This window comes from Phytoactinopolyspora halotolerans (assembly GCF_010550675.1).
Classification (GTDB): Bacteria; Actinomycetota; Actinomycetes; order Jiangellales; family Jiangellaceae; genus Phytoactinopolyspora; species Phytoactinopolyspora halotolerans.
The window spans coordinates 128,195-153,339 of the sequence record NZ_JAAGOA010000009.1 but is presented as its reverse complement, the minus strand read 5'-3'; the positions used below and the strand labels follow the sequence as shown (position 1 = coordinate 153,339).

The 25,145-nt window shown below is 68.9% G+C and carries 16 protein-coding genes; 6 read left to right on the top strand and 10 right to left on the bottom strand.

From position 1 onward, the window contains the following. Nucleotides 1–23: 23 nt before the first annotated feature. The 5 genes from G1H10_RS14610 to G1H10_RS14590 all read right to left on the bottom strand — a co-directional run bounded on the left by G1H10_RS14610 (nucleotide 24) and on the right by G1H10_RS14590 (nucleotide 6,508). Nucleotides 24–911, bottom strand: coding sequence for an SDR family NAD(P)-dependent oxidoreductase (locus G1H10_RS14610; RefSeq protein WP_163738928.1), 888 nt, complete (start codon nucleotides 909–911; stop codon nucleotides 24–26). Beyond that, nucleotides 911–1,750: an amidohydrolase family protein gene (locus tag G1H10_RS14605; RefSeq protein WP_163738924.1), complete on the bottom strand. Its 840-nt coding sequence runs from the start codon at nucleotides 1,748–1,750 to the stop codon at nucleotides 911–913. Before G1H10_RS14605 ends, G1H10_RS14610 begins: the two co-directional genes overlap by 1 nt. Further along, entirely contained in the window at nucleotides 1,747–2,934 is a 1,188-nt protein-coding gene (locus G1H10_RS14600; RefSeq protein ID WP_163738920.1) for a mandelate racemase/muconate lactonizing enzyme family protein, read from the bottom strand. The genes G1H10_RS14605 and G1H10_RS14600 overlap by 4 nt, the downstream gene beginning before the upstream one ends. Next, complete coding sequence (locus tag G1H10_RS14595) at nucleotides 2,934–4,286, bottom strand: aspartate aminotransferase family protein (protein WP_163738917.1); 1,353 nt, start codon at nucleotides 4,284–4,286, stop codon at nucleotides 2,934–2,936. The genes G1H10_RS14600 and G1H10_RS14595 overlap by 1 nt, the downstream gene beginning before the upstream one ends. 83 nt (nucleotides 4,287–4,369) lie before the next feature. After that, the gene (locus G1H10_RS14590; RefSeq protein WP_216853271.1) at nucleotides 4,370–6,508 is read right to left on the bottom strand and encodes a hypothetical protein; all 2,139 of its coding nucleotides are present in this window, start codon (nucleotides 6,506–6,508) and stop codon (nucleotides 4,370–4,372) included. 377 nt (nucleotides 6,509–6,885) lie between these two features. Here G1H10_RS14590 and G1H10_RS14585 point away from each other — a divergent pair, with 377 nt between their 5' ends. The 3 genes from G1H10_RS14585 (at nucleotide 6,886) to G1H10_RS14575 (ending at nucleotide 10,788) form a co-directional block, all read left to right on the top strand. Next, on the top strand, nucleotides 6,886–8,064 hold the full coding sequence (locus G1H10_RS14585) for an ROK family transcriptional regulator (RefSeq protein ID WP_163738915.1): 1,179 nt from the start codon (nucleotides 6,886–6,888) through the stop codon (nucleotides 8,062–8,064). 31 nt (nucleotides 8,065–8,095) lie between these two features. Beyond that, nucleotides 8,096–9,352 (top strand): Gfo/Idh/MocA family protein, encoded by a 1,257-nt coding sequence (locus G1H10_RS14580; RefSeq protein WP_163738913.1) that lies wholly within the window; start codon nucleotides 8,096–8,098, stop codon nucleotides 9,350–9,352. A gap of 194 nt (nucleotides 9,353–9,546) precedes the next feature. Continuing rightward, on the top strand, nucleotides 9,547–10,788 hold the full coding sequence (locus tag G1H10_RS14575) for an ABC transporter substrate-binding protein (RefSeq protein ID WP_163738910.1): 1,242 nt from the start codon (nucleotides 9,547–9,549) through the stop codon (nucleotides 10,786–10,788). 138 nt (nucleotides 10,789–10,926) lie between these two features. On the opposite strand, the gene G1H10_RS14570 is transcribed toward G1H10_RS14575, so the two are convergent. The 5 genes from G1H10_RS14570 to lat form a co-directional block, all read right to left on the bottom strand. Next, entirely contained in the window at nucleotides 10,927–13,920 is a 2,994-nt protein-coding gene (locus tag G1H10_RS14570) for an HNH endonuclease signature motif containing protein (protein ID WP_163738907.1), read from the bottom strand. A gap of 340 nt (nucleotides 13,921–14,260) precedes the next feature. Further along, nucleotides 14,261–15,436: an acyl-CoA dehydrogenase family protein gene (locus G1H10_RS14565; protein ID WP_163738905.1), complete on the bottom strand. Its 1,176-nt coding sequence runs from the start codon at nucleotides 15,434–15,436 to the stop codon at nucleotides 14,261–14,263. Then, a complete protein-coding gene (locus G1H10_RS14560) occupies nucleotides 15,436–17,925 on the bottom strand; it encodes a thiamine pyrophosphate-dependent enzyme (protein WP_163738902.1) in 2,490 nt (829 codons plus the stop codon). Before G1H10_RS14560 ends, G1H10_RS14565 begins: the two co-directional genes overlap by 1 nt. A gap of 88 nt (nucleotides 17,926–18,013) precedes the next feature. Continuing rightward, the gene (locus G1H10_RS14555; protein WP_163738898.1) at nucleotides 18,014–19,600 is read right to left on the bottom strand and encodes an aldehyde dehydrogenase family protein; all 1,587 of its coding nucleotides are present in this window, start codon (nucleotides 19,598–19,600) and stop codon (nucleotides 18,014–18,016) included. 12 nt (nucleotides 19,601–19,612) lie between these two features. Further along, on the bottom strand, nucleotides 19,613–20,953 hold the full coding sequence (gene lat / locus G1H10_RS14550; RefSeq protein ID WP_163738895.1) for an L-lysine 6-transaminase: 1,341 nt from the start codon (nucleotides 20,951–20,953) through the stop codon (nucleotides 19,613–19,615). A 1,133-nt stretch (nucleotides 20,954–22,086) separates the two neighbouring features. Here lat and lnt point away from each other — a divergent pair. The 3 genes from lnt (at nucleotide 22,087) to G1H10_RS14535 (ending at nucleotide 25,121) form a co-directional block, all read left to right on the top strand. Beyond that, complete coding sequence (gene lnt / locus G1H10_RS14545; protein WP_163738892.1) at nucleotides 22,087–23,655, top strand: apolipoprotein N-acyltransferase; 1,569 nt, start codon at nucleotides 22,087–22,089, stop codon at nucleotides 23,653–23,655. Between the two features lie 94 nt (nucleotides 23,656–23,749). Next, nucleotides 23,750–24,559: a polyprenol monophosphomannose synthase gene (locus G1H10_RS14540; RefSeq protein WP_163738888.1), complete on the top strand. Its 810-nt coding sequence runs from the start codon at nucleotides 23,750–23,752 to the stop codon at nucleotides 24,557–24,559. After that, nucleotides 24,549–25,121 carry an FxsA family protein gene (locus tag G1H10_RS14535; RefSeq protein ID WP_163738886.1) on the top strand — a complete coding sequence of 191 codons (573 nt, stop codon included), beginning with the start codon at nucleotides 24,549–24,551 and terminating at the stop codon, nucleotides 25,119–25,121. Before G1H10_RS14540 ends, G1H10_RS14535 begins: the two co-directional genes overlap by 11 nt. Nucleotides 25,122–25,145: the final 24 nt, after the last annotated feature.

Genomic DNA, 25,145 nt, shown 5'->3' with positions numbered 1-25,145 from the left:
CATAGCACGGTTACTGTTCATGATCATGCGGTGTTGCGGTAGGGGCGCATGAAGCGGTGGCGGGGCAATTGGTCGGCCAGCACCCCGCCGTCGACCACGATGCGCGTCCCCGTGATGTACCGGCCGGCGTCGGAAGCCAGCAGCAGGACGGCGCCGACGCAGTCGCCGGGCGTGCCGTACTCACCCAGCGGGATCCGCTCGCGCCACGCCTGCTCGAACCCGTCCGCGAGGTCGAACCCGTCCGCGATCGGGGTGCCGATCATCCCCGGGGCTACCGTGTTGACGGTGATCCCGTGCGGCCCGAGCTCGGCGGCCAGCGACTGGGAGAGCAGCTCGACGGCGCCCTTCGACGCGTTGTAGTGGACCAGCCCGGCCTCGGCCACCACCCCGTTCTTGGACGAGACGTTGATGATCCGCCCGGCGATCCCGCCGGCGATCATGTGCTCGGCGATGCGCTGGCTGAGAAAGAAGACGGAGTCCACGTTGACCCGCATGACCTGGCGCCAGGCATCCACACTCACCTCGTTGAAGTGCTCCAGCCGGGCGATGCCGGCGTTGTTGAGCAGGATGTCGACCGGCCCGGCCGTGCGCCAGACACGATCGACGAGGGCGGCGAGCTCTGCGGTCTCGGCTAGGTCCGCCTCGACGACGTGCGCCTTCCTGCCGAGCCGCCGCACCGCCTCCGCCACCGCGAACACGCCGGTGTCGACCGGGCGGTCCGCTCCGCCTCGGCTGCTGACAGCGCCATCGGCCGGACTTTCGGCACCGCCACCGGTCGGGACGGGGCGGTCGATCAGCACCAGATCGGCGCCGGCTGCGGCCAGGCCGGTCGCGAACGCCGCCCCGAGCCCGTGTGCCGCCCCCGTGACGACGGCACGCCGGCCGGAGAGGTCGAACGGCGCCGCGGTCATCAGTCCAGCCCCAGCAGGGCGAGCGCGTCCCGGTTGATCACGGCATCGATCGCCGCCTCATCCAGGGCATCCAGGCCCGCGATCCCGGGCACCCGCGCCACCCTCCGCAGCCCGGCGATCGACGCGTTCACCGTGGTGAACGGGTAGTCGCTGCCGAAGAGCAGCTTGTGCGTGACGCCATAGTCCTGGGCGAGCCGGAGGCTGTGCCACAACTGGAACGGCCGGTAGTGCAGCGCGGAGACGTCCGCGTAGACGTGCGGATGCTTGCGGATCACCGCCAGGCATTCGCCCTCGAACGGGTGACCGAGATGCGCCAGGACCATGCGCAGCTCCGGGAACCGGATCGCGACGTCGTCGAGATGGACCGGCATCGCGTACCGCAGCGGCGCCGCCGCGACGAACGTCGTGCCGGTATGCACCAGCAGCGGCAACCGGTGGCGCTCGGCGTAGGTGTAGAGGTCGTCGTAGGCGCGGTCGGCCGGATCGAAACCCGCGTACATCGGCATCAGCTTGATACCGCGCAGACCGAGGTCCTGGTGGCCGTGCTCCAGGTCGTCCCGCCATCCCGGCTGCGTCGGGTCCAGGGCGAGGTATCCGATGAGCCGGTCCTCATGCGCGCGCACGTAGCCGGCCACCGCGGCGTCGTCGACCCACAGGCCACTGCGCCTGGCCTTACCGCCGACCACGACGGTGCGAGTGCCGGCCGGGGCGGAGGCGGCGTAGTGGGCGAAGGTGACGGTCAGGTCGACCTCGCCGCCGTGCGCACGCGCCGCGTCCGACCGGAACGGCTCCGCGAGCGCCGCATCGGGGAAGAGGTGGCTGTGAACGTCGACGATCAACGGCGGTTCCGCCTCTCCCAGCCGGGGGAGAACATGTTCCAGAACCGGTGGCTCGGCGGGTGCTCCTCGAACACCTCGTCCACCAGTTCGACGCCGTATCCCGGTGTGCTCGGCAACGCGACCTCGCCGTCCTCGATCGGGACGACGCCGCGCAGTGCCTCGAAGACGAACGGTTCCAGCGCGCCGTCGAAGGTCTCCAGGATGAGCAGGTTCGGCATCCCGGCCACGCTGTGCACGCTGATCGTGGTGCACAGCGGGGAATTGGAGTTGTGCGGTGCGACCACCATCGCGTGCGCGTCAGCGATGGCGCCGATCTTGCGAACCTCGGTCGGCCCACCGGCCATGGACAGATCGGGCTGGACGATGTCGACGGCGTCGGCGGCGAACAACCGCGCATACTCGTACCGGTTGTGGAAGTGCTCGCCGCCGGCGATCGGCATCGTCGCCGTCGCCCTCAGCTCCGCGTACCGTTCGATGTGCGTCCACGGCAGCGGCTCCTCGAACCATCCCAGGTCGAACGGCGCCAGCTCGCGCACCAGCCTGTCCGCGGTGGCCATGGCGAATCGGGCATGCCCCTCGACGAAGAGGTCGACGTCCGGGCCGACGGCGTCACGCACTGCCGCGACGATCTCCACCGAGCGACGGAGCTCGGCACGGTCCAGTGTGCCCAGGCCGGCTCCGAACGGGTCGAACTTCAGCGCGGTATACCCGCGGGCCACCGTCTCGCGGGCCCGTTCGGCGAACGACGACGGGTCGCGCTCGCCGGTGTACCAGCCGTTGGCGTATACCCGGACCCGCTGGCGGACCGCTCCGCCCATGAGCCGGTATGCGGGCACACCCAGAGTGCGGCCCATGATGTCGTAGAGGGCCTGATCCACCCCGCTGAGCACGACGCCGCCGACGTCGCCGCCGCGGAGGAAGTCCCCCTGATACATGCGCAGCCAGATCTCCTCCACGTCGAAGGGATCGGCGCCCAGCAGGTGCCGCTCGGCCATGGCGTGCGTCAGACTGCAGGTCTCGCGGCCCCGGTACGGGTGGGTGATCTCGCCGATGCCGGTGAGGCCCTCGTCGGTGTGGATGCGCACGAAGGAGAAGTCGCGCCAGGCGGTGCCCAGGGTGAGGGTCTCCACCCGGGCGATGCGGCCCGCGCTGGTTGCCGGACGGGTGCGGTCGACGGTGAGCATCAGCGCGTCACCCCGCCCATGGTGGAGCTGGCCTGTGCGGGTGCGGTGGCCTCCTGTCGTGCTCGCTGGACGGCCGCCCGGGTTCCTTCCAGCAAGGCGTCGACGTCGGCGTCGGTGTGCGCGTAGGACACGTGACTGCGTTTGAGGTTCAGCGGCAACTCGAAGATGCCGTGCTCGCGCAGGCGTTGCCGGTAGCCGACGAACAGGGCGGCGTCGTTGCGGAGGAGGTCGTCGTAGGACCGCGGCGGTGCACCCTCCATGAAATAGGTGACGAACACCGACCCGTAGCCGGTCACCACCGCCGGCACGCCGACATCGGCCATCACCTCGGCCAGGCCGGTACGGATCCGGTCGCCGAGTCGGAAGACGTGGTCGTGCACGGGCGCGGTGCGCAGTATGCGCAGCGTGGCCAGCGCGGCGGAGACGATCGCCGGGTGGCCGTTGTAGGTACCGGCGAAGAAGACCGGGGACCCCGGATTGGAGCTGAACTCCTCCATCAGGTCGGCCCGCCCGCCGAGCGCACCGAGCGGGTAGCCGTTGGCGATCGCCTTGCCCAGCGTGGTGAGGTCCGGGGTGATGCCGCTGATCTCCTGCCAGCCGCCGAGCGCGTGCCGGAACCCGGTGATGACCTCGTCGAAGACCAGCACGCTGCCGTGCCGCTCGGTCTCCCGCCGCAGCGTGGAGAGGAATTCTTGGTCCGGCAGGACGCAGCCGATGTTGTGTGGCACCGGCTCCAGGATCACGGCCGCGATGTCGTCACCGTGCTCGGCGAACGCTCGATGCACGGCGTTGACGTCGTTGAACGGCAGCACCAGGGTGGCGGCCAGTACCTCCGGCAGGATTCCCGCCGAGATCGGGTCGGGGGAGCCGATCCGATCCGGGGACGAGATCACGTTGAGGCTGACCGAATCGTGCCAGCCGTGGTAGCAGCCCTGGAACTTGACCACCAGGCGGCGACCGGTGACCGCACGCGCCAGCCGCAGCGCGTGGAAGGTCGCCTCACTGCCGGTGCTGGTCAGCAAGACCTTCTCGATGCTCGGGACCAGCTCGGCCAGCGTCTCGGCCAGCTCCACCTCATAGCTGGAGACGCCGACACCACACAGGTCCAGCCGCTGTCCGGCCGCGGCGACGGCGGCCGTGACCTCCGGCGCATTGTGGCCGAGCAGCGGCGGGCCGAACGCGGCATGGTAATCCGTGTACGAACGCCCCTCACCGTCGACGATGCGTGCTCCCTGTGCCTGGGTGACGACGAGGTCCGGCCAGTCCGGCAGGCTCCGTTGTCCGGAGTTGACGCCGCCGGGTATCACCGCCCGGGCGCGCTGGGCCGTATCTACGGTCGACGTGGTGTTCACGAGATCTCCTTGCCGCTGATCGTGCTGTGATGGTGGTACTGGTCGAGGTGGTGGGGACGGCCGGACGCGCGCCCAGGCCGTGGTCAGCCCGGTAGCACGAGGTTGGCGCCGTGCTGGACGCGTTCGCCCTCGTCCGGCATGGCGACCCGGTCGACGCCGCGTTCGACGTTCTGGGTGTGCAGCAGATACGAGTCATCGCCGAACGCGTCCGGCGCGAGCCGGAGCCGTCCGTCGGTGAAGGTGGCACTGACGCAGCTGTACCGGTTGGTGCCCGCATCCAGGTCGACGTGGGCCATGTCCGCGTCACCGGCGGTGCTGGTGACGCCGGACAGGTCGAGGGCGAGCACGCCGCCGGCGCTCTCTCTGGAGAAGAACGCGCCGGCACTGTTCGAGCCGGTGATCGTGCATCCACCGCCCACCCGGACGTCGGCGTCACCTGTGCCTGCGACACGGACGCCGGTATCGCGTAGTTCTCCGCCGCTGATGTGGACGTCACCGGCGACGGCGATGGGTGCGGCCTCGTCCGCGCCGACGAGCGTCGAATCGGTGAAGCGCAGCGTGCCGGTGCCGTTGAACCGGTGCCCGTCGAGGCCCCGCAAGGTGGTGCGGACGATATGCAGGTCTGCCTCGACGTCGCCGCGGACCACCTCGCTCGGTCCGGATAGGCGGAAATGGCACCCGTCGATGATGTTGGCCCGGCCGGACAGCGACGACGACTGGGAGACGATCAGCGTGTCGTCTGCCTGGCAGCCGCGCAGCTGCACTCCGTCGGCGTTGACCCACAACATACCGGAGCCGGACAGGCCCGCCTTACCGATGACCTGCACGTCCTCGAGGGTCAGGTCGGTGATGCGTACCCGGGCGACGAACCAGGAGCAGACGTGCTTGCGGACACTGATCCGCTTGGCCGCCGAGCCCCACGCGGCGCCGCTGTTGGCGAAGGTCATGAGGCCGGAGTTTCCGGTGTAGACCAGGTCGTGCTCGTACTGGCCGTGGGTGACGAACGGGCCCTGATCGTCGCCGTCGCCGTGGCAGTTCTCCACGTAGCCGTACGCGGACGCCGTCCAGTCGTTGAGGTGCCGGGCATTGGCGGTGTGGCAGTCGGCGACGTGTCCGTACAGGCAGTAGATCTGCTGTGTCAGATAGCCCGCGCCGCCCCAGGTGACCGAGGCGGGGTTGGCGAGCGAACATTGCGCGGTGCGGAAATGTGTGCACCAGCGGCGCATCACGACCGGCCAGAACGTGCCAGTGGCGTGGACGGCGCTCACGTCGCAGGAGACGGCGTACTCGTACGCGATGGGGTGTGAGCCGGTCACCTGATCGCCGTCGGCGACGCCGGCGAAGCGCATGTTCCGGATGTGGACGTTGCGCACGGGGTCGATCCGGGTCCAGGTGAGTGTCCGTCCCGGTTCGAGGTCCCACCCGTTCTTGTAGTTGACGCGGACGTGTGTACCGTCGACGATCTGGGTGATCTCGACGAGGCGCTGGACCTCCCGTTCCCACCGTCCGGTGAGTGCGTCGACCTCGAGCGCGTACCACTCGCCGACGGCGTACTGCGACGCGTCGGCGACCTCCCACACGTCGAGCAGATCCGGCATCGTCTCGACCAGCGTGTTCTCCCGGACGTCGTCGCTGACCGTGCCGCGGAAGAACATCACGGCGGCGAACGGATCGTTCTCGGGGGCGTCCTCGATCCCTTCGGTGGTGACCAGATTGCCGCCGAAATCCAGTTCGAGATCGCTGCGGGTGAATCGATGCCGGCGGGTGAAGTTGAGCTCGGTGTGCGCTTCGATGCGGTGAATGGAGGCGTCGCCGACGAGCGCATCCAGAGCGTCGTCGGCGTCGGTGTCGGACCCGAAGACACCGAACCAGCGGAAGTCTCCGACACCTGCGTGCAGGACATGCCATCGGCCGGTAGCCGGCTCGCCGACGGGTCGCAGAACGGTCCCGCTGTTCGGCTCGGAGCTGCTGGCGGCGTCCCAGCGGACACATCGGTGACCGCCGTCGCCTGCGGTGGCGTGTCCGGTGACCTGCGCGACCGTGCCGTCGTCGAGGCGGCGAGGATCCAGAGCGAGCAGGTCGGCGACGGTGGCGACGTGGATGGTCGGGGCGGCTGGTTTTCCGCCCGGTGCGGCGGTGGCCTGGCTCGGTAGGGCGGTGGCGCCGGCTACGGCGAGGCCGCCGAGAGCGGATGCGCGAAGGAATGCGCGGCGTGCTGTCATGCGTCGATCACCTCTGACGGTAGGGCCGATAGTGGGATGAGCGCGACGTCTAATTTTCGTAGACTCTAGGAAAATAGACCATGTGCGTCGGTGCCGCAAGAGTGCAATCGCCGGGACGTCCGGCACAGCAGCCTTGTCGTCGGCGCGGAACGCCTGCCAGGGCACCGGGCGATATGGAGCGCATAAGGCGAGGTCACCAGCGGGACTGTGGGTGCGATGTGCGCGGGCACGCGATTTGTGCAGGCGATGCACGCGGCGCGGCCAGAAACACTTGACATGCCCACCTACTTCACAGAGACTCTTGGAATATTGAGCGAGCACAGTCGATCCACACCTGAAGAACCGACCCGGCCTGCGCGGGCCATTGGGGAGTGTCGATGAAGCGGCCCTCGACCGGCGCCGATCTCAACCGGCTCCGTCGTATGAACGCCCTGAGCGCTCTGAACGCGGTGCGCACCGCGGGCATGCCGTTGACGCTCAGCGCACTCGCTCAGCGCACCGGGCTGTCCCGCGCCTCCGCGGAGGACTTGGCCGGCGAACTGTTCGAGCAGGGGTGGGTCGTCGACGTTCCGCCGGCCGCTGGGACGGTCGGACGGCCCGCGCGCCGCCTGCGTTTCCGTGCCGAGGCGGGTCACGTCGTGGGGCTGGATGTGGGGCTGCACAAGGTCCTCGCCGTGGTCGCCGACCTGGCCGGAGGGGTCCTCGGATCGGCGCGGGTGGGAGTGCAGCCGGAGACCGGGCGTGCCGACAGGCTCTCCGCCGCGGACGCCGCGGTGCGGCGTGCGCTCGAGGATGCCGGAATCGGCGTCGAACAGCTGTGGTCGGTCGGTGCGGGCACCACGGGCGTGGTGGACGAGGACGGAACCGTGGTGCTGTCCACACTCGCCGCGGAATGGACCGGCGCCCCGCTGGGCCGGCATCTGGGCAACGTCTGTGCCGGCCCGGTGGCGGTGGACAACGACAGCCGGCTGGCGGCGCTGGCCGAGCACCGCCGTGGGGCCGCGATCGGCGTCGACGACGTCGTCTACGTCCATGCCGGTCTGCAGGTCAGCGGCGCGCTCATCATCGGTGGCCGGTTGCATCGAGGATTCAGCGGCGCGGCCGCGGAGATCGGTTCGCTCCCGGTGGCAGCCTGGAGCACGGCCACACGCCACCTCACGGAATGTCCGGCAGTCCCGGACGAGACACCGGTCGAGGAGGCGGCGGCTGCCGTGCTGGCGGCGGCGAGACGAGGCGATGCGGAGGCGATCCTGGCTGTGGATCGGTTCTCCTCCGACCTGTCCGTCGGCGCCGCCACCATGGTGGCCACGCTCGACCCGGAGGTCGTGGTGCTGGGCGGTGGCGTCGCCCGCTCCGCCGACGTGTTGCTTCCGCGGCTGGAGTCCGAGCTGGCGTCGATGTGTGTGCGGGTGCCTGAGCTACGGCCGTCGCCGTTGGGGGATGAGTGCGTCGCGCTGGGCGCGGTCCATCTGGCGTTGGATCGAGTGGACGCGGCGCTGTTCGGGCCGCAAGGCGAACTGCGGCCGCCAGGCGTACCGACGAGGGAAGCCGGGTGAGGACACTGTGACAAAGGGGAGTGACACGGAGATGCCGGAGAAGACGATCCCGAGGATCGCCATCGTCGGGGCCGGTAACCGCGGGCAGGCCTATGGGCGTTGGCTGCGTACCCACCCGAAGGCGGCACACCTCGTCGCCGTCGCCGATCCGAACCCCACGCGTCGTCGTCGCCTGGCAGCCGAGACCGGCGGCGCCGAGTACGTGGAATGGCGAGAGCTGCTCGAGACGGGGCCGGAGATCGACGCCGTCATCATCGCCACACAGGATCGTCACCACGTCGAGCCGGCGTTGGCGTTCCTCAAGGCCGGGCGGCATGTACTGCTGGAGAAGCCGATCGCGCCGACCGAGGACGAATGCCGGGCGGTGGTCGAGGCGGCGGTTGCGTCGGGTGCGCTGTTCGCCGTGTGCCACGTCCTCCGCTACACCCCGTACACGGACCTGGTGAAGTCGGTCGTCGACAGCGGAGTGCTCGGCGCCATCACCGGCGTGCAGCACCTCGAGCCGGTCGGATGGTGGCACGCGGCGCATTCCTACGTGCGCGGCCCGTGGCGGAAGGAAGCCGAGTCGACGCCGATGCTGCTGGCGAAATCCAGCCACGACCTGGACTGGATCCGCTACGTCACCGGTCGGCGCATCGAGCGGGTGGCGAGCTTCGGCTCACGGCAGCACTTCCGCGCGGAGCAGCGGCCGGACGGAGCCGCCGACCGGTGCCTGGACTGTGGGCTGGAACCCAGCTGTCCGTATTCGGCGCCGCGGCTGTACCTGGGCACGCTGCACCGCGACGGACCGGTGTGGCCGGTCACTGCCATCACCGATGCCACCGACGAGGCGGGCGTCATCGACGCCCTGCGTACCGGCCCGTTCGGCCGTTGCGTATACGCCAGTGACAACGATGTGGTCGATCAGCAGGTGATAGCGATGGAACTGGACGGGGGCGCGAGCGGGACATTCACCATGACGGCGTTCAGTGAGCAGGCGCCGCGGCAGACGCGTCTGTTCGGATCTCACGGCACGCTGGAGGGCGACGGCGAACGCGTCCGCGTCGTCGACTTCCGAGACGGCTCGGTACGTGAGCTGGTTGCGGACGGTCCGCACGGATCGAATGCCGCAGACGGGCACGGAGGCGGCGACGACGGGGTGATGTCCGCGTTCACACGCGCCGTCTCCACGGGGGATGCCGACGCCATCCGATCCGGGCCGCTGGAGTCCTTGGAAAGTCACCTCGCCGTCTTCGCCGCCGAAGAGGCACGGCATTCCGGCGCGGTGATCACCGTCCCGTCGATCTGACCGCGCCAACGGCAGGCGAGCGCCTGCCATAAGACGGGGATCAGTCGCCATACGGGCGCGACGACCGCGCTGCAGCTCGCGGGCACCCCGGTGCCTGCCAAAAGAACTCTCGCTACGCCGGGAGTGCTCTCACTCCGCCGTGAGCCCAGGGCACTCCGCGGACAAACACGGCCATTCACATGTGAGGAGCAAGCATGGGCAGGACCGGGACCACTACAGCAACCGTCGCACTGGTCGCCAGTGTCGCCCTCGTCGCCTGTGGCGACGGCGGCGCGGATACGCAGAGCCAGAGCCAGGAGGTCACCATGTGGATCTATCCGGTGATCGCCGATGAGGCGGAACACACTGCTTTCTGGGAAGAAAAGGTGAAGCAGTTCCAGGCCGATCACCCGGATATCAGCGTCACTGTCGAGGTCAACCCGTGGGCGAAGCGAGACGAGGCGCTCGGCACGGCCATCGCCGCTGGAACCGAGCCGGACGTGGTGTACCTCATCCCGGACCAGCTGCCGCAGTACGCCAACGCGATCGAGCCGATCGAGTCGTATCTCGGTGACGATCGGATCGCGGCGTACCGACCCAACGCCGTCGACTCGGTGAGCATGGATGGACACATGATGGGTGCACCGATGCTGATGAGCGTCAACCCGTTAGTGTGCAACAAGGCGGCGTTCGACGCGGTCGACGCCACGGGGTATCCGGAGACCTGGGACGACCTGTACGAGCTTGCGCCGGTGATGCGGGAGGCCGGATACGACGTCACCAACTATTGGGGCGCCACAGACGCGACGCTCAACACGTCGTTCTACCCGTTGCTCTGGCAGGCCGGAGGCGACGTGTTCACCGAGGACGGCTCTGGCGTCGCGTTTAACTCCGCGGAGGGTATCCGGGCGTTGTCATTCATCGCGGATCTCGCCGAATCCGGCTATGTGGAGAGTGCATTGTTGACGACGATTCCGGCGTTCGAGCAGACCAATACCGCCAAGGGCACGATCGCGTGCACGTGGCAACAGGTACCGGCCGACGTCGAGACATTCTGGGGCGCCGAGAACGTCGTCGTGCTGCCGCCGCTGCGCGACCAGGAAAGCGTCGCCTTCGGAACCGTGGGATCGTTGTCGATGATAGCCGGTTCGGACGCCAAGGAAGCGGCGGGCGAGTGGATCTCCTTCGTGACGAGCCCGCAGGCCAGCACCGAATACGTGCAGGCGGCTCGATATTTCTCACCCTACGAGGGAGATGAGCTCTATGCCGACGATCCCACGTACGCCGCGATGGAGGAGTTGCTCCCCACGGCTACTGTCGGGCCCTTGCATGAGCAGGCTCGGCAGGTCATGGGTGTGTTGGCCCCGGAGATCCAAGCCGCGCTCGTCGGGCAGAAGACACCGGAGCAGGCTCTGGCGGACGCGGAGTCTGCGGCCCAGCATCTGCTGCGTCGGTAGGGCCGTCGGCGAGTCATCAGCGCGGGCAAGGTGGCAAGCCGGCGAGGAAAGCATGCGCAGCCGTGGATGCTGCGCATGCTCCCGACGCTCGGATCGGCCTGCTCTCCGGTCGATTGTTACCACGTGAGTCCTGCACCGCTAGAAGGGCGGGATTTCGTCGTCTTCGGGGCGGACGCTGAGGCGTCGGGCAGTGGTGCTGTTGGTCGTGTCCTCCTCTGTGGTGCCACTCGTCGTGTCATCGAGCTTCGTGGTTTCTCCCGTGTGATCGCCGGTGTCAGCGTTGCGGTTGCCTTGGTCGGCCGTGGCAGCGGTGGTGGCGTGGCGGATGCGGCGTAGTTTCTCGGCCACACGCGCCTTACTGCCGTGCCCAGCATCGCCGTCGCTTGCTCCGTCGCTGCCGCTGGCTTGGTCGGCGTGGCCGCTGTCCTGGCCGTCTTCGTCAGTTGCCGGGCGGGGGTTGGGCAGGGTGGGGATGATCGCTGGGGCGCGGTTGGTGTAGCGGTGTCCGAGCGGGCTGTGCCAGATGGTGGTGCCGGTGTCGGGGCGGTGGGCTTTCCAGCCGCCGTCGTGGCGTAGGCGGTGGTCGTGGCGGCATAGGCAGGCCAGGTTGCCCGCGACGGTGAGCCCGCCGAGGCAGAACTCGTGTTCGTGGTCCTGATCCGCCCGTACGGCGGGCATGCGACACGTCGGGTGTGTGCAGCAGCGGTCTCGGATCTGGATGTGCCGGCGTAGCCCGGCGCCGGCGCGACGCCGACGCACGCCCGCGTCGTCATCCGAGCCTGTCCCCGCGCCGGACCCGGAGCGTGAACCCGCCTCCGCGCCGGGCCTGGAGCTCGAACCGGGGCCTGGCCTGGAGCCCGTACCGGTGCCGGAGCCGGTGCCGGTGTCGGACCAGTTACTCGAACCCGTGTGGGTGCCGGTGGTGGTCTCGCCGGCGGTGGCGGTGGTGTGTTGGCGGGCGAGGTCGGTGATGACCGCGGCCCAGCGGGCACACTCCTGCACCGGTATCTGGGCGTGGGCAGGCTCGTCCGCCACCCGGGCGTCCGCGTCCACGTTCGCGTCCGTGTGGACGAGGGTGGCCAGGCGGGCCAGCATCGAGATGGTGACATGCAGCTCGAGGATCCCGCCACGGCGGGCATCCCGACGCACCACTTGCCCATCCGGTGAGCGGGGCCGGGCGGTGGTGATCCCGGTCTGGATCAACTGCCCGTCGTCGTTGCAGATGGCGAACCGCCACTGCGCCGAATGCATCCGTGCCGCGATCCGGCGGGCCACGGCGGCGGGAACGAAGTCCCAGGCGGGGATCTCACCGGGGTACTCGTCCACACCGAGCAGGCTCGCCAACCCGATACGCAACTCCGGCACCGACCAACCAGACACACCCGTGCCAGGGCACGACGATGACGCACCCGCACCAGCCGAGGCCGTGTTGTCGCCGGCGGGAGAGCTGGTCACACCGCTACCGCCCGCGCCTGCGCCGGCCGTACGTGTGCCAGGCGTACGTGTGCCGGGTGTATCGGTCTGGCCGGCAGGGCCAGTCGTGCCCGCGTCATCGTGAGGACCGGACGTGTTCGTGCTCGTGGTGCGAGCGCTGGAGGTGCGAGCGCTGGAGGAATCATCCTTGCCGCCGCGCTGGCCGGAGCCACGGCCCGCGCGGCCGCCGCCAGAGCCAGGGCCACCGTCGCCGGCGGCGTCACCGCCGCCGGAGCCGTCGTCACCGGGGTTGTCGTCGTCGGGTGCGTCAGGCCCGCTAGCGCCACCCGGAGCGTCGGAACCGCCGGAGCGGTCACCAGGACCGCCGTCGTCGTCGGAACCGCCCGAACCGTCAGGGTCGCTACCGTCGTCGGAACCGCCCGAACCGTCAGGGTCGCTGCCGTCACCGTCGTCGCTGTCGGGGTCGTCACCGTGGCCGTGGTCGTCGTCGGTTCCGTTGTCGGGGTCGTTGGTGGGACGGTCGGTTCCGCCGCTGTTGCTGGTGGTGGTGTCGTCGGTGAAGGGGTGGTTGAGGATGTGGGTGATGATCTGGTCTTCGTCGAGATCTTCCAGACTCCCGTCGAGCATGCCCAGGAACAGATCGACCCGGATGTGGTCGATCTTGCGGGTATCACCGGCCTTCTTACACGCCCGCGCCAACACATCGATACGCTCACACGCGGCGGCGGCACGATCGATGGGCAGATCGTAACCGGCCACGTTCGCGCTGCCGCCAGGGTTACGCGAACCCACCACCCGCCGACCCCGGATCGCTTTGCGGTACTTCTTCTCCGCGAACTCCGGATCGATCGCGATCGCGGCTTTCTTGATCGCATCGATCAACTCCGCCACCGTCATCCCCGGCGCATCCGGGAGCAGGAAGGCGCAGATGTAACCGGCCTGATCATCATCGAGGCCGTCGGTCCAAGACACGAACGCCTGCGCGCGGGGCTCGTCCAACACCCCGGCCAGCATCGCCTGACCCAGCATCGGCAGCCGGTGATGGATGTCGTAGGCGAAACCGAACACCCGCCCGGCGCGTGAACGTGACCACACCAACGCCGCGCGGGCCTCCTCCGGGGCAAACTCCCCCGGCACCTGTACCCGTTGCAGCGTGTCCGCCGAACCGGGTACCCGCATCCCGGTCTCCAGCAGACACAACAAGAACAACGCCCGATCCCGGGTGGCCTGGCGGTAGGCCGCCTTCATCACCTCGACCGTGTCACGCCCGGACACGCCCGCGATCGGGATGTCCTCCAACATCGCCAGCAGATCCGCACCCGCCGGCACCGCATCCAGGCCCTGCGGAACCGGCCACGGCCCACCACCACCACCAGAGTCCTCGTCGCCACCGCCGCCGTTGCCGGACTGGGTGTGGTCGCGGCGGCGGGACGCGGCATCACCGCCACGCCGCACCGGCACATCACCACCACGCGCGTCGTCGCGGCGCCCGCCGTCGTCACCGCGGGACTCGCCGCCGCGGCCCTTACGGCGGGGCTCGCCGTCGCCGTCGCGGCGCTGACCGCTGCTGGGGCGCGTGTCGTGGTGGGCACGCTCGTCGCCGCTACCGCGGGGCACGGCGTCGTCGTGGACAGCATCGTCGTGGACAGCGTCGCCGGGCACGGCGTCGTCGTCGCTGGGATGGGGTTGCACGGACATGGCGGCCGGCCTCCAAAAGGCACAACGGTCAACGGACCGGGCCGGCCGCACCCGCCGAACCCACACCAACCACCACAGAACTCAAACACACCGAGCGGAAACCAGAAACAACACCGCTCCAACACCGATAAACCCACCCTACATCGAACAAGCGTACGACGCAAGAAGTTATTCCGGCAGGTCACCTACATCGCGCGCCGGCAAGCCTGTGCGCGAAGCCGCTGGCGAGCTGTCCACCAAGCCGCCGGGCGAGGGGAAGTGCGTTCTGTCTGACGAGCGTCGTACCAAACAGACCGCCCACGCCAACCGGCGCGCAGGCTGCACGCCGGCCGGCGATGGGTCAGCTGAACGCCGACTGGCCGGTCAACGCCTGGCCGATGACGAGCTGATGCACCTCAGACGTACCCTCGTACGTCAGCACCGACTCGAGATTGTTGGCGTGCCGAAGGACCGGATACTCCAGCGTGATGCCGCTTGCCGCCAGGATCGTCCGGCATTCACGCGCGATCGACAGCGCCTCCCGGACGTTGTTCAGCTTGCCGAGGCTGACCTGGCGCGGCTCGAGCCGCTCGTCGTCCTTCAGCCGCCCCAGATGCATGGCCAGCAGGAACCCCTTCTGCAGCTCCAGCGCCATATCGGCGAGCTTCGCCTGAGTGAGCTGATACGAGGAGATCGGGCGGTCGAACACCTCCCGGCTGGAGGCGTAGTCGAGCGTGGTCCGCAGACAGTCGCGTGCCGCGCCCAACGCACCGAAGGTGATCCCGAACCGTGCCTCGTTCAGACACGACAGCGGTCCGCGCAGCCCTGTGACCTCTCCGAGCACGGCGTCTGCAGGCAGCCGCGCGCCTTCCAGCACCAGCTCGCTGGTCACCGATGCACGCAGGGACAGCTTCCGATGGATGACCGGCGCGGAGAACCCTGGGGTATCCGTCGGCACGACAAAGCCACGCACCCCGTCCTCCGTCTGCGCCCAGACGATGGCGACGTCGGCGATCGACCCGTTGGTGATCCACATCTTGGTGCCGTCGAGCACCCAGTCGGTCCCGTCCCGTCGCGCATATGTGCGCATGCCGGCCGGGTTGGAACCGAAGTCCGGCTCGGTCAGGCCGAAACAGCCGACGTGCTCACCCTCGGCCATCCCCGGCAGCCACCGCTGCTTCTGCTCTTCGGACCCGAAACGCCAGATGGCGAACATCGCCAGTGACCCCTGCACCGACACCAGGCTCCGCACGCCGGAGTCGCCCGCCTCCAGCTCCATGCAGGCCAGACCGTACGCGACCGCGTTGGTCCCGGCGCACCCGTAGCCCTGCAGGTGCATGCCGAGCAGCCCCAGCTTGCCCGCCTCGCGCGCCAGCTCCCGCATGGTCTCCGGCGACGGTTCGTTCTCATACCAGTCGGCGACGTGCGGTCGCACCCGGTCGTCGACGAATCGCCGGACCGTGTCCTGGATGGCCGACTCCTCCTCGTCGATCAGATGGTCGATCTTGAGCAGTTCCAGCGGGTCGGTCCCGGTCATCACTCGCGTCCTCTCCATATCCGTCGGCGCCGCGCGCGCCGTTGGTTGCCGGCCGTCCGGCGGTCCGGCTCGTCGGACGATGCCTCCGCCGTCGGCCGAGCCGGCCGCGTCACCAGCTCGATCGCGGTCTTCTCGATGTCGTCCTCACCGAGGAGGACGTGCCGCGCCGCCGGACCGAGCGGTATGAAGCTGTCCCCGCTCGTGACCCGTGCCACCGCGCCTTGGAAACGGGCGTCGTTCAGCGCTGCCAGCACGCCTTCGCTCACGCCGCCGGACGCCCGCGTCTCATCGGCGACGAGTACCCGGCCGGTAGCCTCGGCCTCTCGCAGCACGTCTTCGACCGGCAGCGGCGAGAGCCATCTGAGATCCACCACCCGGGCCTTGATGTCCCGCTCGGCCAGCCTGCGCGCCACCCGCAGGCTCATCGGGACCCCATTGCCGAACGTGACGATCGTCAGGTCGTCCGCATCGGTTTCTGCGTGAACCCGCGCTCGTCCGATCGGGACGTGCTGGTCCGGCGCGGCCGAGAGCCACTCGCCGTCACCGTCGGAGAACAGGTCCCGGGCGTGGTACAGCGCGATGGGCTCGAGGAATGCGGAGACCGTGCCGTCGACGTCCGCGGCGGCCAGACAGGTGCGCAGCATGGCGGACGCGTCGTCGCCGCGTGCCGGACAGGCCACCACCAGGCCTGGGATGTCACGCAGGACGGCGACCGCGTTGTCATTGTGGAAATGCCCGCCGAATCCTTTCTGATAGGCCAGCCCTGCGATGCGCACCACCATTGGATTGCGGTACTGCGCCCGCGAGAAGAAGGACAAGGTGGCGGCCTCGCCGCGAAGCTGATCTTCGGCGTTGTGCAGGTAAGCCAGGTACTGAATCTCCGGTATCGGAAGCAGTCCGGCGAGGCCGGCTCCCAGCCCGAGGCCGAGGACCGACTGCTCGTCCAGCAACGTGTCGAACACTCGTGCAGCCCCGAATCGGCGCTGCAGTCCGCGCGTCACGCCGTATACGCCGCCCTTGCGGCCGACGTCCTCGCCGAAGAGCACGACGCGCCGGTCCGCGGCAAGCGCATCGGCGAGCGTGGCGTTGATCGATTCGGCCAGTGTCCTGGCGGGTCGGTCGTCAGCAGCACGGCCAGAGTCGGCGTTGTCAGCGTCGCGACGGTTGGACTGGGCGCCGTTGGACTGGGCGCCGTTGGACTCGGCGCCGTCGTCCGCGGTGGACGGCGGACCGAAAGCCCCGACGGACGAGCGGATCAGGTCGGGGGAGCGGGGAGCCAACGACGCGGTCACCTCCGTGGCCGAGGCCAGCATGCGCACCTCGCCGAGTTCGTCTGCTACGGCATCGACCTGCGAACGCAGCCGGCGGAAACGGGCCACCAGCTCGTCGCCGGCCGCGACACCGCGGTCCACCAGTAGCCGAGCCGTGCCGAGGATCGGGTCGCGCGCGTAATCGGCGGTGATCTCGGTGGACGTCCGATAGCTGATCTCGGCGTCGCTCCCGGCATGCCCGCCGTACCGCACGGTCGTCAGATGCAGGAAGACCGGCCGACGCCGGGCGCGGACGTACCCGGCGGCCTCGGCGGCCGCTTCCTGGACGGCCGCGGCGTCGGCGCCGTCGGCCGTGAGGTAGCGCAGCCCCTGGCGAGCGGAGAAGGCCGTGGCGATCCATCCGTCCGGAGTCGGTACCGAGATACCGCGCCCGTTGTCCTCGCAGACCAGCAACAACGGCACCGGCAGCCCGCGATACACCGTGTTGAGGGCGGCGTTGATCGCACCCACCGCCGTGGAATGGTTGGCCGACGCGTCGCCGAACGAGCACACCACGACGGCGTCCTCCGGCCACGCCGGCCCCGCCACCGCAGGCCCCGCCACCGTCGACCCGGACACCGTCGACCCGGACGCCGTCGACCCCGGCGCCCTCTGATCGGCCACATCGTCGCCCTGCCGCACCCGCGCGGCCCGCTGGGAGGCACCCAGCCGGTGCGCGCGGTGCAAGGAGACCGCCAGCCCGACGGCTCGCGGCAGATGAGAGGCGATCGTGGACGTCTGCGGGATGATCGACAGCGACGGGTGGCCGAACACCTTGTGCCGACCGCCGGCGATCGGCTCGTCGGCGGCACACATCAGCCCCTGGAGGACGTCACGGACCGGCGTCGCCCCCGCGACCTGCGCCGCGCGCGCCACGTAGAAGGCTCCGGACCGGTAATGCAACAGCGCGGGATCGGTGGGCCGCAGCGCCTCGGCGACCCAGGCGTTGCTCTCGTGACCGGCCGAGCCGATCGTGTAGAACCCGCGGCCGGCGGCCTGCAGCTCGCGCGCAACCGTGTCCAGGTGCCGGCTGGTCGCCTGGGCGTCGAAGACCCGCCACCAGGCGTCCTCATCGCCGGCAGCGGGAACATCGGCGGCCGGGCTGCCGCTCTGGCCCTCAGCGCCACCCGGCGAGAGCGTCGCCATGGCGCGCACGAGGGCCGTATCGTGCTCACTCATGGTGCCATCGTCGATCATCACGAAGGTCCCCCGTTCACCCACCCACCGTACGACCGCGCGCCGCCCGTAGGGTATTGCCGACGCCCCGTCAACGGCCCAGCCGGAACTCCGTATCCGGGATCAGCTCGGCGACATCCATCTGTGCCTTCTGCAGCTTGCCTGAGTAGTCCCAGTTCATCGACTGCCACCGAGTGAACTGGTCCAAGACCCACAACCCGGACTGCCGGGAGCCGTTGCCGGACTTCCCGTTGCCACCGAACGGCAGGTGCGCCTCGGCGCCGGAGGTGGAGTTGTTGATGCTGACCATGCCGGCACCGATGCGGCCGCGGAACGCGAACGCGTCCTTCGGGTCGGTGGTGTAGATCGACGACGAGAGCCCGTATCCGGGTGCATTGGCCAGCTCGATGGCCTCGTCGAAGTCGCGGTACGACGTGACGCCGACGATCGGCCCGAACGTCTCCCGGTCGAACAACGCGTCGCCCGGCCGCACGCCGTCCACGATCACCGGGTGATAGTAGAGGCCGTTGCCCGGTTCCCCCCGGAACCCCGGCCGCGGACTCTCGGCGGTGATGCGGCCCGTCGCTCCGTACACCGTGTGGTGCGGCTGGATCCAGTCGAGGTATTCCTCATAGCGCTGTGCGAACTTCTCGTCCAGCAGCGGCCCCATCAGCACCTCGCCCGTGGGATCGCCGACGACGGCGTCCGCCGTGGCCTGGGCGAACCGTTCGATGAACTCGTCGTGCCGGGACTCGTGCACGATGGCCGTGCCCAGCGACGTGCACCGCTGGCCCGCGGTGCCGAACCCGGAGAACAGCGCCCCTTCCACCGCCAGCGCCAGGTCGGCGCTAGGCGTGACGACCAGCGGGTTCTTGCCGCCGAGCTCCAAGCAGGCGGTCTGCAGGTGCCGGCCGGTGAGCGCGCCGATCTCCCGTCCCACCTCGGGCGATCCGGTGAACCCGACCTTGTCGACGGTCCCGGCGTCCAGCGCGCTCTCCAGCCCGGCGAACGTCGCCGGTCCGTCGGCGTGCACCACGTTGAACACCCCGGGCGGGAGGCCACCACCACGGACGAAGATCTCGTGGAAGGCGGCGGACACCGCCGCGGAGTATTCGGCGGGCTTCCACACCACGGTGTTACCGCACAGCAAGGCCGGCACGATGTACCACGACGGCACGGCCACCGGGAAGTTGCCGGCGGTGATCACGGCTACCGTGCCCACCGGGTTGCGGAACGTGAACAGCTGCTTGTCCGGCATCTCGCTCGGCACCGTCTGCCCGTACAGCCGGCGCCCCTCGCCGAGGAAGAAGTCGCAGGTGTCGACGATCTCCCGGACCTCACCCAGGGCCTCGCCGTAGGGCTTGCCGATGTCTCGGGTGACGAGAGCGGCGAGTTCGTGCATGTTGGCCTCGACCAGCCGGCCGATGTGCGCGATCGCGCGGCCACGGATGGGGGCCGGGACGGCCGCCCAGGCCGGCTGCGCCCGTTTGGCGGACGCGGCCGCGTCGACGAATGTGTCGGCGTCAGCGAGCGAGATCTCGGCGACGATCTCGTCGAGACGTGCGGGGTTGCGGCCGGTGACGGTGCGGACCCCGTCGACGGGTTTGCCGTCGACGATGGACGTGACGACCGAGGCGGCAGGAGCACCGGAAGCGGGCGCGGAGGTTTCGGTGGTCATGGCGCGACTCCTCTAGGGCATCTGGTGGGCGACGGTTCGGGCGAACGCGGCGACCGCCTGATCGATCTCATCATCCGACACCGACAGGGCCGGACGGAAGCGGATCGCCCGCTCTCCGCTCGGCAATGCCAGGACGTGTTCGGTCTCGCGGAGGTGAGCGAGGACGGCATCACGGGTCGCGGCGTCTGGCAGGTCGGCGGCCACCATCAGGCCGCGGCCGCGGACGTTGGTCACGGCGCCGGGCGGCCCGTCGTCGGCGGCGGAGAGCAACGCGGAGACGAAACGCTCGCCCTTCTTTCCGGCCGCCTCGATCAACCCGTCCTGCTCCACGATCTCGAGGATGCGGCGAGAACGGACCATGTCGACCAGTCCGCCGCCCCACGTGGAGTTGATACGGCCGGACACCGCGAAGACATTGTCCGCCACCTCGTCCAGGCGGCCACCGGCCATGATCCCGCCGACTTGGACCTTCTTCGAGAACGCGACGATGTCCGGCGAGAGGCCGAGCTGCTGGTACGCCCACGGGCTGCCGGTGGTGCCGGCTCCGGTCTGGACCTCGTCGACAATGAACAGCGCATCGTTGGCGTGCACGAGTTCCTGCATCGCCTGCAGGAACTCCGCGCGCATGTGATTGTCGCCGCCCTCGCCCTGGATCGGCTCACAGATGAAGGCCGCGATGTCGTACGGGTGCGCGGCGAAGGCCTGCCGGGCCTGTTCAAGGGCGCGCTGCTCGGCGGCGATCACGTCGTCGAGATGGTCGGCGAGAGGGAACCGGATCGCCGGAACGTCGATCCGGGGCCAGTCGAATTTCGGGTAGCGGTCGGTCTTGTTCGGTTCGGTGTTGGTCAGCGACATCGTGTAGCCACTGCGGCCGTGGAACGCACGGGTGAGGTGCATGATCCGGGTGCCGAGCCGCGGGTCGCGGCCGGCCGCCTCGTTGTGCCGGCTCTTCCAGTCAAAGGCGGCCTTGAGCGCATTCTCCACGGCCAACGCCCCGCCCTCGACGAAGAACAGGTGGGGGAGCGCCGGATCGCCGAGCACGCGCGCGAACGTCTGGGTGAACTCGGCCAGGTGCGTCGAGTAGACGTCGGAGTTCGCCGGCTTGTTCGCCGCCACCTCGGCGAGCAGCTCCATGAACTGCGGATCGTCGACGATGCCAGGAGGGTTGCAGCCGAGCGGCGCGGAGGCGAAGAAGGTGTACATGTCCAGATACCGCTGGCCGTCGCGCGCGTCGATCAGCCAGCTGCCGTGACTGGCCCGGGTGTCGAGGACGAGCTTGAAACCGTCGGTGAGCAGGTGCTCGCTGAGGACGCTGCGTACCTTCTCGGCTGGGATGCTCAGCTGCGTGACCATGGATGACCTCCTGGCTGGCGACGGCGGACGTCGTGTGGAAGATATCTCCGGATGAAGAGTTGGCTACGTAAGAGTTACGGTAACAGGCGAGCTTTGCAAGAAGAAAGTGTGGCTTCGCGGCCCACCATCGGGAAACTCTGTTGAACGACGGCGCCACTTCGGTTGTGGATGCCGATGTGCCGCCGACGCCGGGAGCCAGGGGGCCCCGTCCTCGCCGGCGTGCGGCAGATGTACTATTTGGACGGATCTGCGGAAGCCCGATGGCGGCCCACTTCGCATCTGCGTGCCGTTTCCGCTCCGCGTCGGCGCACTAGTGTGGAACGCCGATAGCGGCATTCAGGCGTCGTGACAGTCATTGTGACATTTGATCAACTACCGTTTATGGCGCTATCACGGCGTAATCACATCCGGTGAATTCGCGACACGCCGACGACAATGACGAATTTCATGATCGACCTTTAATGACCATGGCCCGGATGACCTGCCGCTATAGGGTATCTGTGCAGGTCGCGTGGTGGTTGACATGTGCGACGGACTGGAGCAGAGTCACATGAAGTCCACCAACGGACGAACCACTACGGGGAGACGTCCCGGGTAGGCAGTGCGACCGGGGCCGAGGCGAAACGGGAAATCCGATTCGCCTCATTCAGCCAGGCTTACGCTTGCGCGCCGGGCCCGCACGTTGACCCGTTGTGGCACGGGGTGAGACCAGGTCGGGCCCGGCCAGTCCAGTAGACAACGGGTCGCGAGTCGCATCCGGCGGCATCGCGGTTCGGTCCGAAGGGCGGCCGGGCCGCGTCCCCCGACTGATCTGCCGGCACGTGCCTGAAGATGTCACCCACGCATCATCCCTGTATCCGATGCGGGACATCCGGCCGCAGACATCTCCAGCCGTCTGGCCGAGCCGCAGGCGCACAGCTTCCCCAATGCGCCGTACGTCAGGCAACCCCGTGCACGGATGTGACGCTGATCTCCTTTGCCGCTTTCGCTCCGGACTCGGGCACCAAGGGCGTTGCCAGGTACGTTGTCTTCAATGGCGGGCTACCCGACGGCTGCGCCTGGCGATACCCTCGACTTCTGCGCGAGTTGTAGGTCGCGAACTGTATGTGAGGTTGGTAGATGGAGTCCGACGCGTGAGTCTCTGGTTAACAGCCGGCGAAGGCAGGCGGTCCACCGCGCTGCGCGCCGGCGGAATGATCGTTGTCGGACTGTGCCTGGTACTGGCGTTCCCGCCGTTCGACCTGTGGTTCACCGCAGCGCTGGCCCCCGGAGCCGCGGCGCTGCTGGTCAGAGATCAGCCGCTGCGCCGCTCGGCACTGCTCGGTGTCGTTCTCGGGCTGGCGTTCTTCCTGCCGCTGATGTGGTGGACGGGGATGGAGGTGGGGCCCATCCCGTGGGTCCTGCTCGGCATTCTCGAAGCGTCCTTCTTTGTGCTACTCACCATGGGATTCACCGTGGTGCAGCGGTTGCCGGGCTGGCCGGTGTGGATCGCGGCGGTGTGGATCGCGGTGGAGGCGTTCCGCGGACGTTTCCCGTGGGGCGGGCTGACCTGGGGCAAGCTCGCCTTTGCGCAGGCCGACGGACCGTTCACCGGTCTTGCGGCCCTGGGCGGCACGCCGCTGGTGTCCTTTGCGGTCGCGCTCGTCTCCGGCTTGCTGGCCTGGCTCGTGGTCTCCACCGACCGGTGGACGCGCGTGGTGGCCGCCGGAGCAGCGGCTGCGGTGACGGTATCCGGCCTGTTCGTCTCGCCGCCTGCGCCCGACGGCGACACCATCACGGTCGCCAGCGTGCAGGGCAATGTCCCCGCGATGGGGCTGGACTACAACGCGCGCGCCCGCGTGGTCACCGAGAATCATGTGGCGGCGACCCATCAACTGGTTCGAGACGTCGAGAATGGTTCGGTGCGACAGCCGGACCTGGTGATCTGGCCGGAGAACTCCTCGGACATCAACCCATTCGCCGATCCGACCATCTACGCCGACATCGACCGCGCCGTGGCCGCGATCGGCGTTCCGGTCGTGCTCAGTGCGATCATCCCCACCGGCGACGGCCGGCACAAAGAGAACACCTCGATCCTCTGGGACCCTGAGCAGGGCCCGACGCAGACCTACGTCAAGCGACGCCCGATGCCCTTCGGTGAGTACATCCCGTTCCGGGACATCGCCGCCCTCATCACCGACGCGGTGAACCGGCAGCCGCTGGACCAGATCGCCGGTGACGAGGTCGGAGTGTTCTCCACCGACGTCGGTTCGATCGCATTGGCCATCTGTTTCGAGGTCGGCTTCGACGAGATCGTGCGGGACGCCGTCGTCGACGGGGGACAGTTCCTGGCCGTGCAGACGAACAACGCGACATTCCGCGACTCGCCGATGAGCGAGCAGCACCTGGCGCAGTCCCGGCTGCGCGCCGTCGAGCACGGCAGGTCGGTGATCGTCTCCGCACTGTCCGGCATCAGTGCGGTGATCGGCCCAGACGGTACAGTTGAGCAGCGCACCGAACTGTTCACCCAGGACGTGCTGGTCGCGGATGTCCGCCTGTCCGATGAGACGACGGTGGCGACGACGGTCGGCGCCTGGCCAGAATGGGTGATCGTCGGACTGGCGCTGGGCGCCGTGGTGGCGGGGATCGCGCTGACGCGTCGTCCGACCGAGGTCGATTCGGGTTCGCCCCGGGAGCCCGAGCCGGTGGCGGCCGGCGTGTGACGACGACGTCCCGAGTGTGACGACGTCCGGCGCCCAGCACGTCGGGTGGCGCCATCGTGAGCAGGCAGTCCCGGAGGCGAGGTAGGAGGCCCAGATGACCAGGGTTGGCGACGAGGAGCCGACGGGGCACGCCCGGACCGACGCCGACGTGGTCGTCGTCATTCCGACGTACAACGAGGCGCTGACGCTGGAACGCACAGTCTCCCGCCTGCGTACGGCGGTACCCACGGCACACATCCTGATCGTCGACGACGGTTCGCCGGACGGCACCGGAGAGCTCGCCGACAAGATGGCGGCCCGGGATTCGCGGATCGAGGTGCTGCATCGCGCGGGCAAACAAGGCCTGGGCCGAGCGTACGTCGCGGGTTTCGGATGGGCATTGGATCGGGGATTCGGGTATCTGGTGGAGATGGACGCCGACGGTTCGCACCAGCCCGAAGAACTACCGTCGCTGCTGGCGGCGGCGGGCAACGCTGACCTGGTGCTCGGATCGCGGTACGTCCCGGGCGGCAGCGTGGTGAACTGGCCCCGCCGGCGCGAGGTGCTCTCCCGCGGCGCCAATACCTACACCCGGTTCATGCTCGGGTTGGGTGTGCATGACGCCACCAGCGGCTTCCGGGTGTTCTCCGCATCGGCGCTGCGGACGATCGACCTAGCCTCGGTCGCGTCCCAGGGGTACTGTTTCCAGATCGACCTCGCGTGGCGCGCGGTGTGTGCTGGGCTCCGCGTCGTCGAGGTCCCCATAACGTTTGTCGAACGTGAGCAAGGGGAGTCCAAAATGGGGACCGGCATCGTCAAGGAGGCGTTCCTGCAGGTGACCCGGTGGGGTGCCGGCCATCGTCTCCGTCAGGTGCGGTCTGCCGTACGGGCTCCGGCGTTCAGGGGGAACGCAGATGAGTCATGATCAGGTGAATACGCACCGCCGGCGTACGGTCAGTGCCTTCGGCCCGTTCCTCGCCGGTGTGGTGGAGATCGTCGCCTTCGTCATCGTCGGCAATGCGATCGGCTTCGGTTACGCGATCCTGCTGGCGCTGGCGACGAGCGTGCTCGGGCTGTGGCTCATGCGGCGAGCCGGTTTCCGGGCGTGGCGCTCGTTACGCGCGGCCGCCTTCGAGGCCGCGCAGTCCACCGATGAGCCACAGGTGGAAGACCAGACCGGCATCACCGGACAGCGCCGCTCCCCGGAAGAGGGGATCGCGGATGCGGGCGTCACGCTGCTGGCGGGGACGATGTTGATGCTGCCCGGGTTCGTCACGGACTCGGCGGCGCTGGCGCTGTTGCTGCCGCCGGTGCGCCGCAGTGTGGGCCGCCGGCTGGCCGCCGCGGCTTTGCGCACGTTCCCCGCTCGTGGGACACCCGGACGGCGTGGTGGTCAGCGCCGCGGCGACGTGATCGAGGGCGAAGTACTGGGTGACTCCGCTGGCCAGCCACGGCGCCCGGATGCGCAGCAGGAAGACGAGGGCTGATCGCTGGACATAAGGCGACGGTCC

Bases quoted from the DNA above. Each gene is read 5' to 3' on its own strand.
- G1H10_RS14610 (WP_163738928.1), bottom strand. From the start codon at position 911: ATGACCGCGGCGCCGTTCGACCTCTCCGGCCGGCGTGCCGTCGTCACG.
- G1H10_RS14600 (WP_163738920.1), bottom strand. From the start codon at position 2,934: ATGCTCACCGTCGACCGCACCCGTCCGGCAACCAGCGCGGGCCGCATC.
- G1H10_RS14590 (WP_216853271.1), bottom strand. From the start codon at position 6,508: ATGACAGCACGCCGCGCATTCCTTCGCGCATCCGCTCTCGGCGGCCTC.
- G1H10_RS14585 (WP_163738915.1), top strand. From the start codon at position 6,886: ATGAAGCGGCCCTCGACCGGCGCCGATCTCAACCGGCTCCGTCGTATG.
- G1H10_RS14580 (WP_163738913.1), top strand. From the start codon at position 8,096: ATGCCGGAGAAGACGATCCCGAGGATCGCCATCGTCGGGGCCGGTAAC.
- G1H10_RS14575 (WP_163738910.1), top strand. From the start codon at position 9,547: ATGGGCAGGACCGGGACCACTACAGCAACCGTCGCACTGGTCGCCAGT.
- G1H10_RS14570 (WP_163738907.1), bottom strand. From the start codon at position 13,920: ATGTCCGTGCAACCCCATCCCAGCGACGACGACGCCGTGCCCGGCGAC.
- G1H10_RS14565 (WP_163738905.1), bottom strand. From the start codon at position 15,436: ATGACCGGGACCGACCCGCTGGAACTGCTCAAGATCGACCATCTGATC.
- G1H10_RS14560 (WP_163738902.1), bottom strand. From the start codon at position 17,925: ATGAGTGAGCACGATACGGCCCTCGTGCGCGCCATGGCGACGCTCTCG.
- G1H10_RS14555 (WP_163738898.1), bottom strand. From the start codon at position 19,600: ATGACCACCGAAACCTCCGCGCCCGCTTCCGGTGCTCCTGCCGCCTCG.
- lat (WP_163738895.1), bottom strand. From the start codon at position 20,953: ATGGTCACGCAGCTGAGCATCCCAGCCGAGAAGGTACGCAGCGTCCTC.
- G1H10_RS14540 (WP_163738888.1), top strand. From the start codon at position 23,750: ATGACCAGGGTTGGCGACGAGGAGCCGACGGGGCACGCCCGGACCGAC.
- G1H10_RS14535 (WP_163738886.1), top strand. From the start codon at position 24,549: ATGAGTCATGATCAGGTGAATACGCACCGCCGGCGTACGGTCAGTGCC.